Source organism: Actinoplanes sp. NPDC051494 (assembly GCF_044454705.1).
Taxonomy (GTDB): domain Bacteria; phylum Actinomycetota; class Actinomycetes; order Mycobacteriales; family Micromonosporaceae; genus Actinoplanes.
Genome location: NZ_JBITDZ010000005.1, coordinates 494,368 through 504,796 on the forward strand (window position 1 = coordinate 494,368; position 10,429 = coordinate 504,796).

Consider the following 10,429-nt stretch of genomic DNA (forward strand, 5'->3'; position numbering starts at 1 on the left):
ACCACCATGTCGATCAGCCCGAAAGTACTGCAGCAGCGCCTCACCCTGGTCGGAGCGATCCGGCTCGGGCAGAAGGTGCCCACCTCCAACGGCAACATGCGGCCCGGGAAGCTGGAGACCCTGCGGTTCACGTCCCCGTCCCGGCAGATCGTCGATGCGATCGCCGACCTGTACGGCGGTCAAGTGAAGCCGTGGCAGGCGAACACCGGCCCGCAGTGGGAGGTCGTCAGCACCGTCAAAGAGGTCGCGGTGCTGGTGCCGCCGCAGCGCATCGACCCGAACCTTGAGCACTGGGGCAACGGCTACCGGGACCGCATGTGCGACGGCGAGGTCGAAAGAATCCGCAACGCGGCGTGCCTGTGCGAGCAAATGCAGGCCAACGGCCGGCGCGTCGACGCGCGGGAGTTGTGCAAGCCGACGACCCGGATGGCGCTGATGCTGGCCAAGGTGCCCGGCATGGGCGTCTTCAAGCTCGAATCGCACGGCTGGAACTCGGCGGCCGAGCTGCCCACCTTGGCCGCATCGATCGAGTCGGCGCCGCAGCCGATCCCGGCCCGCCTTGAGGTGCAGGTGCGGGAGAAAAAGACGTTCGACCCGGCCGCCCGTGACGGCAAGCAGGTTGAATCGCGAGTGTTCATGGTGCCGGTGCTGCACTTCGACTGGATCACCCCGGCGCAGGCGTTCGGTGGCGAGCTGGGTGCCGCTTCCCGGGCGGCACTCGGCGCGGCGACGACCGAGCGGCACGCGATCGAAGCGGCGAAGAATGAGGCGCAGCGGCCCAAGCTGCCGCTCGCCGTGTACCTGGCCGCCGTCGAGGACGCCGCCACCGTGCAGGACGTGCGCGACCTCTGGACGGCAGCGGCACAGGACGGGGCGCTCACCGATGAGGTGAAGGCCGCCCTGAATGCCAAGGTCGCGAAACTGCCCCAGCCGCAAGACAAGCCCGCCGCACCGGCCCGGGCCACCCCGCAGCCGCCTGTCGACGTGGTGGTCGACGCCGAAATCGTGAAGGACCTCAACGCCCTGTGGACCGAGGCTCAGGCCGCTGCCGGGGAGCGGGGCTGGTCCTCCGACGACCTGGAGCAGCGGATCCGCGAGCACCTGAACAAGGTGTCCGACGACGTGACCGAGCCCGAGCTGACCCGGTTCCTGACCGCGGTCAAGGCCGGTGAGGTCACGTGACCGCCGCACCGCACTGACTTTCCTCTCGGGCCCGGCCGGCATGCGGTCCGGCCGGGCCCCCCATTCCATTGCCGAGGAGGCATCCATGATCGAGAACACCAGCAAGCGTGGCCCTCTCCTACACCTCGCCGGGTCGCTGGGCGGCCCCGGGCGCTACATCGAAGAAATGGAGTCCTCCGGTCAGACCCAGCTCGTCAACTCCGACCGGCTTCCCACCCGAATCAACCACGGCGCTCAGGCTGACTTCGAGGCTGTCGGGTTCGTGTTCGGCGACATCGACAAGCGTGACCCGCTGTTCCGGCAGGTGACCCTCCCTGCCGGGTGGAAGCGCCAGGGCTCCGACCACGCGATGTGGTCGTACATCGTCGATAAGCAGGGCAGCAAGCGAGTCGCAATCTTCTACAAGGCCGCGTTCTACGACCGGGATGCCTTCATGTCACTGCGCGAGGTGGCTTGATGACCACGATCGCGTTCATCGACACCGAGACGACCTCGCTGCACTACAACCGGCGCGCCTGGGAGATCGCCGTGATCCTCCGGCGGCCGAACCAGCCGGACCACGAACAGTCCTGGCTCATCGAGCACCAGGACCTGGACCTCGGCAACGCCGACCTGCAGTCGCTGCGGTTCGGCGGCTTCTACGACCGGCACCCGCAGATCTTCCCCGCAGAGGGCATGGAGCGCCTGCACCGTGAGGGCGATGCCCTGTTCGCCGTGGAGCAGCTGACCAGGGGCTCCATCGTGATGGGCTCGAACCCGTCGTTCGACGCCGAGGTGCTCGGCGCCCGGATGCGCGCGCACGGGATCTGCCCGTCCTGGCACTATCACCTCGAAGACGTGCCCACCCTGGCCCTGGGCTGGTTGTACGGGTCCGGGAAGCCGCTGCCCGAGGTCCGTAAGTCGGAGCAGATCTCTCTGGCCTGCGGCGTTGACCCGGCCCAGTATGCGCGGCACACCGCGCTGGGTGACTGCCGCTGGACTCGGGACCTGTACGACGCCGTGACGGGCGGAGGGCTGCCGTCGTGATCACGATCCCGACCGGTGACCTCACCGGTGTACTCGGCGACGTCATCCCGTTCGTCTTCCCCGACGACGACCTGCCCGACCTGCACTGTGTGCGCCTCGAATGGGACGGCACCATGCTGCACGCCCTGTCCACCGACCGGTTCCGGATGGCGGTGTCGTCGTGGCATCCCGACGACGAGCCGGACGCCGACGTTCAGGACGACATGTTCGTCAGGTGGGGTGGCGCCGACGATCCGTGGACCGCGACCCTGACGCTGGAGGACGCGAAGGAACTCGTCAAGGTCTTCAAGCTGCCCCCGAAGAAGCAGCGGGTTCCGTTGACGCTGGACTTCGCCAACGAGCAGGTCACCGTGCGACGGGACCGCGACACCGGCTACACCGCCGTCCGCCTCGACGTCCCTGACCAACTGGCCCAGTTCCCCGACATCCGCAAGCTGCTCGCGGACTCGGACCGGTTGAAGCCGATCACGGGGCTGATGTTCAACGCGAAGTTCCTCGCGGACTTCGGCAAGGTCCGGCCGCGCGCGCCGATGCAGTTGTCGTTCACCGGGTCGACGGCGATCACGCACGTCGGTATCGGCAAACGGTTCCTCGGCGCAATCATGCCCCTGCGTGAGGGTGAAACGTCATGAGCCTGGACCTGTGGCCCGATCTCGGAACCGAGGCGGACGAGGATTTCTACATCACGTCCCGCCTCGACGGCGACGAAGCCGGCACCTTCACCGCTGACGATGTCCGCGCGGTCGAGGACCCGGACGACGACTATCGGGACGAGTCGTGACCGACGTGATCACTCAAACCGTGCTCGACCTCGTCATCGAGATCCGTGTGGCCGGCTCCCCCGCCCCGCAGGGTTCGAAGTCGTTCAAGGGCTTCCGGGGCGGCAAGGCCATCATGGTCGAGTCGTCGAAGCACCTGCGCCCGTGGCGTGACGCCGTCCGCGCTGACGCCCTGCTCGAGCGATACCGGCACGACAGCTGGGTGCCGCTGGATGAGCCGCTGACGGTGGCGATGGTGTTCACCATGCCGAAGCCCGCGTCAGCGCCGAAGCGCCGGCGGACGTGGCCGATGCGGATGCCGGACCTGTCGAAGTTGTGCAGGTCGACGGAGGACTCCCTCACCGACGCCGGGATCTGGAAGGACGACGCCCGGGTCTGGGAGTACCAGCGCCTCGCGAAGGTCTACCCGGGTGAGGACCGGGACGCTCTCACGGCGCCCGGTGCGCTGATCCGGATCTACCGGATGGTCGAGGTGGCGTCATGACCTCACCCACCCATACCCTGCGAGTTGTCTGGCCCATCCACGACGACGGCATGTTCGATCGTGAAGCCGTCGAACAAGCGTCCCGTGAATGGCCGACGTACGCCGAGGCCCAGCAGGTCACCATCGTCGGCCCGGCCTGCATCCGGGTCGTGCAACTCGACGCCCACCAACAAGAAGGCTTGCAGGCTGCCCGGGCAGTGATCTGCGAGGCACCCGTCGCTCGCCGACTGGCGGTGGCCTCATGACCCGGCCGCTGCCCAGTCGCCCCACGCAGGCAGGGCACCGGCGCCGGGTCGACCTGGGCCGCCTCAACCCGGACTGCACCGCCGACTTTCACGGCACGTACACCGCCTACCGGCGAGGCTGCCGCTGCCCCCACGCCCGCGAAGATCACCGCCTCTATCAGAAACGGCTGAGGCAAGGCCGCAACCAGCCGCGGGTCGTTGACGTCACCGGGGCGGCCCGCCGCATCCAAGCCCTGTGGGCCATCGGGCACACCTCCGACGACATCGTTGCCGCGGCCAGCGGGGTACTGAACGCCTCCTACGTCGCGAACCTGTGGCGCCGTCAGATGGTCACTGTCTTCACGTGGCAGGCAGTCGCCCGGGTGTACCGGGAGCTGTCCGCAGTCCCGGGACGCTCGGAGCGGACCCGGCGGCGTGCGGCGGCCGCAGGCTATCCGTCTCCGATGCGGTGGGGTGCCGACATCGACGACCCCGCCGCCGTGCCGGATCCGGTCGCAGCAGAGGTCGAGCCGGGTGACCTGGACATGGTCGTCGTCGAGGCCGTCCTCGCCGGTGACTCTGCCGGTCGTGACCTGTCTCCCGCTGAGCAGGTCGAGGTGCTGCACCGGGGTATGGCCCGGGGTCGGTCCCTGACGTCGCTGGCTGAGTTGTTGCACGTCAACAACTACATCGCCCGCACGCTGCTCGCCGGGCGGATGCCGACGCAGATGGCGAAACGCCAAGCCGTCGAGACGGAGCTGCTCCGTACCGGCGGTGGGGAGAGCAATTTCCTCGTGGCACGCCGTCTGGGCGTGAACCGGCAGACCGTGGCCCGGGCCCGGGCCCGTCTCACCGACCGGCTTCAGCTCGCATCCTGATCCGTCCTCTGCCCGGGCGTGGCTTCCCTGTCGCGCCCGGGCCCCTGATTGGAGCTACCCATGAGCGATTCGTCCAGCATGGCGACGGTGCACCCGGACCCGGCCGTGATCCTGGCGTCGGCCTACCACGAATCCGAGTGCGTCCCGAGGGCCCGAACCGGTTTCCGGTGGCCGGCCGACCACATGCGAGGCCACCGGCGCAGTGCGGGAAAGGCTGTGACGGCTCTGCGTTCGGCCGGGCTGCTGGCGCCGCGCGAGACCAGCGTCATCGCGGTGTCCGCCGACTACCTCGCCGACGGCCTCTACGGGGCACAGCAGTGACCGCCGCAGTGGTGCCGCTGCTCACGTTGAGGCAGCGCCGCATCCTTGACTTCATCCGGTCGTACTTCGCCGAGCACCAGTACCCGCCGTCGCAGCGGGACATCGCCGTTGCCGTCGGTTTCGCGTCTCAGTCCGCGGTCGCGTACCAACTGGGTGAGCTGCAGCGGATGGGCTGGATCCGTCGGACGCCCGGTGTGTCCCGGGGCCTGGTCGTGCTCGACCCGGCTACGGGTGGGCCGTGATGGCGGTCCCGTTCGTGTACGCCGAGGGTGTCGATCACGAATGCTGCATCGCGTCAAACACGAACAGGGCCCGCGCGTTGTGCCACCGGAGGATCTCCTACCGGCCGGTTGTCCCCCCGGTGTTACCGCCCGCCGTGCATGACGTGTGCCTGGAGCGGTGGGAGCAGCGCGGCCGGTACGAGACGTTCGAGGCCGCCGAGTATGGCACCTGCCCTGGGTGCGGCGGTGACATCCCTCTCGACGAGGGCTTGGTCGCGGGGCACAAGGCGTGGACGGTCGGCCGGCACGGCAAGACCCGCTCGGATCAGGTCTGCGTCGGGGCGGGCGATCAGCCGATGGTGGATGAGTCATGACGGGCCAGGACGAGCGCCCGATGTTGAACCCGAACCTGCTGACGCCGCCGGTGACCGAGAGGTTTGAGCCGAACGGGGCGATCACCTTGATCGTGGACGGCCGGGTCCTAGGGCAGATCTTCCCCGAGGTAATCAGCGAGCCGGACGGCTGGTGGTTCGGGCGCCGGTACGGCAATGCCAGGGTGGCGTTCCGCAGCCGCGCGTCGGCGCACCGGCACGTGCTCGGGGAGCTGGGATGAGCGAACCGGGGTCAGGCCGACTGCTTCGTTTTGGGCTCCCGAATGATTCGGAAATCCGGGTTCTCGCCGCTCTGCCACTTCACGTACGACTCGCAGATCCGGCGTACGTGCTCGCGGGTGAATCCGAGCTGCTTCACGACCTCACCCTGCCGGACCCGGCCGCTCAGCACGGCCTCGCCGATGGTCTTGAACAGCTCGACCCGTTTGGTCTCCAACGACTTCTCGGCGCGCTTGTGAGCTGCGAAGGCGGCGGCAAGTTCGGGGTCGGTCACCTGACCAGTGTTGCAGATGCGGAGGTGGCCTACGCCTGGTGGCACGAACAGCTGACTTGTCATGCCACCGAGTGTAGGCCTACGGTTGGTTGCATTCAACACCACCTGAACCCAGAGGAGATCGCTCGATGACCCTCGACCTGCCGTACGCCCTCGGCTGCCCGTCCTGCACCTTCTACGTCGAGGTGTCCGAGGAAGACGCGGACTCCAGCCTTTCGTTCCTCGCCGATCACCTCTTCAGTAAGCACGCCGGTTACGACCGCACGAAGGTTGGGCCGCCGCTCGCGAAGGCCGTCGAGCTCACCGAGGACGAGGCGGCGGCGCGATGAGTACCAGCAGTTCCATTGAGTGGACCGAGAAGACCTGGAACCCGACCACCGGATGCGACCGCATCTCCGCCGGCTGCGACCACTGCTACGCCCTGACCATGGCGAAACGCCTCAAGGGCATGGGCTCGGCGAAGTACCAGACCGATGGCGACCCGCGTACCTCCGGGCCCGGCTTCGGTGTCGCCAACCACCCGGACGCGCTGACCGAGCCGCTGAGCTGGCGTAAGCCGACCACCGTGTTCGTCAACTCGATGTCCGACCTGTTCCACGCCGGGATTCCCCGCGACTTCATGGCCCGGGTGTTCGGTGTCATGGCGGCCACCACGCAGCACACCTATCAGGTGCTCACGAAGCGTCCCGAGCGCATGGCCCGGATGCTGAACGACGCCGCGTGGCGCTCGTCGGTGTTCGTCCGGGAGAGCGTCACGCGCGGCGCCGAGGACCGGCCGCTGCCGACCTGGCCGTTGACCAACGTGTGGCTCGGGACCTCGATCGAGTCCGACGAGCACGTCAACCGCGCCGATGCCCTGCGCAACACCCCGGCAGCCGTCCGGTTCATCTTCGCCAAACCGCTTCTCGGCCCGCTGCCGTCGCTCGACCTGACCGACATCGACTGGCTCATCGCGGGCGGGGAGTCTGGCGCCGGGGCGCGGCCGATGGAGCTGTCCTGGGTGGGTGACCTCATCGACCGGTGCCGCGAGGCCGGCACCGCGCCGTTCGTGAAGCTTCTCTGCACCAAGCTGGTCGGCTCTGCTTCCCTGTCAGATCTCGGCGGGGTTCCGCGGCATCGGAGACAGCCCCAGCTCCCGTCGAACGACGATCAAGAACTCCTGTTCAGCCGCCCACAGTTTTTGAAAAGCGTCCGATGGAAGTTCCGCTTCGGACAGCGTTGCCCGTGCGGCTGCGATCTGTCGAGCAGCTGTGACGACTCCGATGACGGTACTTACCGTTTCGGGCAGTTCAGACACGAGGCGGACTGCCGTGAACCCAGCTTCGAGCCGCTCCTTGTAGGGTCTGCCGATCTCGTCGAAGAACGGCATGAGTTCGCCCAGCTTTCGCGGATGCGGAACTGCAGTGATGTTCGCCGCCGGCTCAAGAGTGAAGGCAACGTACTGGCGGTACGCGGCCAGAAATTCGTTGTAGGCGGACAGCCTAATGTCGCGCCATTGTCGCGCGTGGTCACGCGCCCAGAGCCGATCTTGATTGCGAAGAGACAGGTAACCGCCGAGCAGCACCCCAAGCAGTGCCACTGCCGCCGTGATCGCGCTGTTCATCAACGTCATCTAGGCCCTCCTTCTGTAGCCGCAAGTGTGAGGCTTCGACGCTCGTTCCGATGCGGAACGGTCGGCGCGTCCGCTCGAGCTGTCGAACGAGTGCCCTCGACGGCTCGGAGCTCGGCGGTATGGCGCCGGATCCGGTTCGTGGTGGCGTTGCCCCGCATGTTCGGGCCGACAGCGGCATCAACCACCGAACACCGCCGCGACGTCGCCGGCCGCGCGCGCCGCAAGGAGATCGGCTTCCGCCGCCCTAATGACTCGATTATCCATTACGCCGTCCGGGCGTACGACCGCGAGAAGTACGGCACCGAGGCGCTCGCGCTCCCCGACTGGCTCGTAGACCTGATCTACGCCGCTTCGACCGCCGCCAAGGAGATCGCCTGCGATCACGCTCATCCCGACTGGGAGAACGGCGACGACGATCCGGAAGTTGGGCCGACCGCCGATGACTACGCCAGCAGGTACGTGCGTTGCTCGTGGAGCGCGCTGGTCCACGCGATCCCGGGCCGCACGAAGACACTTACCGAGCAGGCGCTGGCGCTGCGGGTCACGCCTACCTGTCCGAACCCGGTGTGTGTCAAATGCGAGCACAGCGGGGACGATCACTCGGTCTCCCCGTTCTTCTCCGCCGACGTCGACGGCAAAAAGTGCGGGTGCGCGATCTTCACGTGGCCGGTCCAGCATGCCTCGGCTTCCGCGCCGGAGGCCGACGACCGGCAGCGGTGCTCGCGCTGTGGCGACGATGTCTACACGCTCTCCACCGATGACCTGTGTGACGGCTGCGTCCACGAGGACGTCCAGGGTGGTGGAGCCGATGTCTAGGGCGATCAGTACCTACCCAGAGCCCTGCTGGACGCTCGTGCGCGCCGACGGGCGCCCGGTCGGACCCGACGACGCCGAGCCGCACTTCGACACCGAGGCCCAGGCGCTCGCCGCCGTCGCCAGCTGGCACGACGAGGACCGGCCGGACCCGACCCCGAAGCGGCTCACCGGGCTCTGCTCGATCGCGACCGCCGCGTGCGGCTACATCTACGACGAGGACGATAACGGCCAGCAGCACTGGCAGGACGCCCAGGAGCTGCACGCACACCTGCTCACCGTCGACTGGTCCGACCTGCCCAACGGCGAGATGCGCTGCTCCGCCGACTCGGGCGCTTGCGAGGAGTGCGACGGCCTGATCCCGCCGCTGGCCAATGCGGTCATCCCGGGCCAGCTCGACCTGCTCGCCGTGGGTTCCGCGCCGAAGGCGGCCGAGCCCGATCACGACTGCGGACCGACCTGCCCGTCGCCGTGCCCGCAGGACGACGACGACCCGCGGGGGTGGCAGGGATGATCAGCCCCACCGACCCCGACAAGGCGTTCACCATCAACGGAGTCTCGGTCACCGGGCGTCAGCTCGCCGAGGCCCGGCAAGAGCTGTCACACCGCGGCGTCCACAACCCGCACTGGGCCGAGCTGAGCCAGCACGATCAGGACATCGCCGCGCTCGCGGCCGGCAACTGGCTTCGGGCGCTGGCCGACCTGGTGCCGACCGCCGACGCTGCCGAGCGCACCAGCAGGCCACGGACAATGCGCCGAATCTGGTTGAGGGCGGCGAAAGCCGTGGGTGAGCCGGAGCGGTTCGAGATCGGCGATGAGGTCAACATCCACTTCGATGCGTCGATTGTTACAGGGGTCCGTCGGTGGAAGGGCGGATGCGCGATTACCGTGCAGACCGCGTATGAACTGCCGCGCAGCCCAAACCAGCCGCGCACGTGTAGAGGTTCGTCACCGTCGGAGTCGGCGTCATGACCGACCAGCTCAACGCCGTCGCCACCGACGCCCTCACCGTCCACGAGCTCGCGGACATCCGCGCCCACGAGGCCCGAGCGGACAACAAGGCGTTCCAGGCCCTCGGCGCCACGACCGCACTGATCGCCGCGTCCGTCGGTGCCATCATCGCCACGAAACCGTCCGGGCCGGCCGTCGCCGCGTCGGTGGCCTGCGTGCTCGTCCAGGCCGCCGGCGGGGTGCTGGCCGGGACCGCGTTCATCCCCCGCCTCGCCGGTAACCACGGCCCGGTGCGGTGGGCGCGCGAGAACCCGGCACTCATCCACGAGCAGCTGCTCGAGTGGGCGGAGCGACCCGACCTCCTCGCGGCCGCCCGGACCCGCCAGATCCACCACCTGTCCCGGGCGGTCACCCGCCGCTACCGCGCCGTCCGCCGGGCACTGCTTGTCCTCGCCGCCGCGGTGCCGCTCGCCGCTGTTGCCACAGCTCTGACCCGCTGACATCCCACCCCATGCGAGGAGGTTCCGTGCCTGACATCTGGGCGCTCATGCGAGCGATCCGCCGATCCGGTCTCCCGGCACCAGAACGGCACACCCTCTTGACCCTGACGTCTCTCGTCGAGCCGGAGACCGGGCTCATTCCGGAACGCTTTCAGCCGAGCCTGACCGAGCTGGCTCGCTTTACCGGGCTGGGCCGATCAACCATTGTTCGTGCATTGAATGCGGTCGAGGAGAAGGGGTGGGTGAAACGTACGGTGCCGACGAAGCAGGCGTCGCAGAAGAGGAAGGAGCGGACTTCGTACCTGTTGACGATTCCGGCTGCGGTGGCCGCTGAGGACGCCAATGAGGTCGACGGGGCTAGTGCCAGAGCGGGACTAGTGCCAGAGCGGGACCAGCTTGAGGGTTGGTCCCAGAGCGGGACTAGTGCCACAGCGGGACTAGGGCTAGGGCGTGTTTCAAAAGTCGCGGTTAGAGCCACTCCCCGATGACTGCGATGGTCAGGACGGTGTGGTACCGGACGGCGAGTTTGTCGTAGCGGGTGGCGATACCGCGG

19 protein-coding genes are annotated in these 10,429 nt (G+C 68.1%); 18 read left to right on the forward strand and 1 reads right to left on the reverse strand.

Features of this window, described 5'->3' with window-relative positions; translation table 11 throughout:
* Nucleotides 1-6 precede the first annotated feature (6 nt).
* From ACIA6A_RS21470 to ACIA6A_RS21525, 12 genes are all read left to right on the forward strand, one after another.
* Complete coding sequence (locus tag ACIA6A_RS21470) at nucleotides 7-1,182, forward strand: hypothetical protein (RefSeq protein ID WP_396099506.1); 1,176 nt, start codon at nucleotides 7-9, stop codon at nucleotides 1,180-1,182.
* 85 nt (nucleotides 1,183-1,267) lie between these two features.
* Nucleotides 1,268-1,639 (forward strand): hypothetical protein, encoded by a 372-nt coding sequence (locus ACIA6A_RS21475; protein WP_396099507.1) that lies wholly within the window; start codon nucleotides 1,268-1,270, stop codon nucleotides 1,637-1,639.
* Nucleotides 1,639-2,208 (forward strand): hypothetical protein, encoded by a 570-nt coding sequence (locus tag ACIA6A_RS21480; protein WP_396099509.1) that lies wholly within the window; start codon nucleotides 1,639-1,641, stop codon nucleotides 2,206-2,208. Before ACIA6A_RS21475 ends, ACIA6A_RS21480 begins: the two co-directional genes overlap by 1 nt.
* Entirely contained in the window at nucleotides 2,205-2,840 is a 636-nt protein-coding gene (locus ACIA6A_RS21485; RefSeq protein ID WP_396099510.1) for a hypothetical protein, read from the forward strand. Before ACIA6A_RS21480 ends, ACIA6A_RS21485 begins: the two co-directional genes overlap by 4 nt.
* On the forward strand, nucleotides 2,837-2,989 hold the full coding sequence (locus tag ACIA6A_RS21490; protein WP_396099511.1) for a hypothetical protein: 153 nt from the start codon (nucleotides 2,837-2,839) through the stop codon (nucleotides 2,987-2,989). Before ACIA6A_RS21485 ends, ACIA6A_RS21490 begins: the two co-directional genes overlap by 4 nt.
* A complete protein-coding gene (locus tag ACIA6A_RS21495) occupies nucleotides 2,986-3,471 on the forward strand; it encodes a RusA family crossover junction endodeoxyribonuclease (protein ID WP_396099512.1) in 486 nt (161 codons plus the stop codon). Before ACIA6A_RS21490 ends, ACIA6A_RS21495 begins: the two co-directional genes overlap by 4 nt.
* On the forward strand, nucleotides 3,468-3,716 hold the full coding sequence (locus ACIA6A_RS21500) for a hypothetical protein (protein WP_396099513.1): 249 nt from the start codon (nucleotides 3,468-3,470) through the stop codon (nucleotides 3,714-3,716). Before ACIA6A_RS21495 ends, ACIA6A_RS21500 begins: the two co-directional genes overlap by 4 nt.
* Nucleotides 3,713-4,573, forward strand: a complete 861-nt coding sequence (locus tag ACIA6A_RS21505; RefSeq protein WP_396099515.1) for a hypothetical protein — start codon at nucleotides 3,713-3,715, stop codon at nucleotides 4,571-4,573. Before ACIA6A_RS21500 ends, ACIA6A_RS21505 begins: the two co-directional genes overlap by 4 nt.
* A gap of 60 nt (nucleotides 4,574-4,633) precedes the next feature.
* On the forward strand, nucleotides 4,634-4,894 hold the full coding sequence (locus tag ACIA6A_RS21510; RefSeq protein WP_396099516.1) for a hypothetical protein: 261 nt from the start codon (nucleotides 4,634-4,636) through the stop codon (nucleotides 4,892-4,894).
* Nucleotides 4,891-5,136 carry a hypothetical protein gene (locus ACIA6A_RS21515; RefSeq protein WP_396099518.1) on the forward strand — a complete coding sequence of 82 codons (246 nt, stop codon included), beginning with the start codon at nucleotides 4,891-4,893 and terminating at the stop codon, nucleotides 5,134-5,136. The genes ACIA6A_RS21510 and ACIA6A_RS21515 overlap by 4 nt, the downstream gene beginning before the upstream one ends.
* Nucleotides 5,136-5,489: a hypothetical protein gene (locus ACIA6A_RS21520; protein WP_396099519.1), complete on the forward strand. Its 354-nt coding sequence runs from the start codon at nucleotides 5,136-5,138 to the stop codon at nucleotides 5,487-5,489. Before ACIA6A_RS21515 ends, ACIA6A_RS21520 begins: the two co-directional genes overlap by 1 nt.
* Nucleotides 5,486-5,728, forward strand: a complete 243-nt coding sequence (locus ACIA6A_RS21525) for a hypothetical protein (RefSeq protein WP_396099520.1) — start codon at nucleotides 5,486-5,488, stop codon at nucleotides 5,726-5,728. Before ACIA6A_RS21520 ends, ACIA6A_RS21525 begins: the two co-directional genes overlap by 4 nt.
* An 11-nt stretch (nucleotides 5,729-5,739) precedes the next feature.
* Here the strand turns inward: ACIA6A_RS21525 and ACIA6A_RS21530 are convergent, their stop codons facing one another.
* On the reverse strand, nucleotides 5,740-6,000 hold the full coding sequence (locus tag ACIA6A_RS21530; protein WP_396099522.1) for a hypothetical protein: 261 nt from the start codon (nucleotides 5,998-6,000) through the stop codon (nucleotides 5,740-5,742).
* Nucleotides 6,001-6,128: 128 nt separating this feature from the next.
* On the opposite strand from ACIA6A_RS21530, the gene ACIA6A_RS21535 reads away from it, so the two are divergent.
* The 6 genes from ACIA6A_RS21535 to ACIA6A_RS21560 are packed head-to-tail and all read left to right on the forward strand — an operon-like array spanning nucleotide 6,129 to nucleotide 10,364.
* Entirely contained in the window at nucleotides 6,129-6,329 is a 201-nt protein-coding gene (locus ACIA6A_RS21535; protein ID WP_396099523.1) for a hypothetical protein, read from the forward strand.
* Nucleotides 6,326-8,428 carry a DUF5131 family protein gene (locus ACIA6A_RS21540; protein ID WP_396099525.1) on the forward strand — a complete coding sequence of 701 codons (2,103 nt, stop codon included), beginning with the start codon at nucleotides 6,326-6,328 and terminating at the stop codon, nucleotides 8,426-8,428. The genes ACIA6A_RS21535 and ACIA6A_RS21540 overlap by 4 nt, the downstream gene beginning before the upstream one ends.
* The gene (locus ACIA6A_RS21545; protein ID WP_396099526.1) at nucleotides 8,421-8,939 is read left to right on the forward strand and encodes a hypothetical protein; all 519 of its coding nucleotides are present in this window, start codon (nucleotides 8,421-8,423) and stop codon (nucleotides 8,937-8,939) included. The genes ACIA6A_RS21540 and ACIA6A_RS21545 overlap by 8 nt, the downstream gene beginning before the upstream one ends.
* A complete protein-coding gene (locus ACIA6A_RS21550; protein WP_396099527.1) occupies nucleotides 8,936-9,397 on the forward strand; it encodes a hypothetical protein in 462 nt (153 codons plus the stop codon). The genes ACIA6A_RS21545 and ACIA6A_RS21550 overlap by 4 nt, the downstream gene beginning before the upstream one ends.
* Entirely contained in the window at nucleotides 9,394-9,876 is a 483-nt protein-coding gene (locus tag ACIA6A_RS21555) for a Pycsar system effector family protein (RefSeq protein WP_396099529.1), read from the forward strand. The genes ACIA6A_RS21550 and ACIA6A_RS21555 overlap by 4 nt, the downstream gene beginning before the upstream one ends.
* Nucleotides 9,877-9,923: 47 nt before the next feature.
* Nucleotides 9,924-10,364, forward strand: a complete 441-nt coding sequence (locus ACIA6A_RS21560; RefSeq protein WP_396099557.1) for a helix-turn-helix domain-containing protein — start codon at nucleotides 9,924-9,926, stop codon at nucleotides 10,362-10,364.
* The last annotated feature ends 65 nt before the right edge of the window (nucleotides 10,365-10,429 follow it).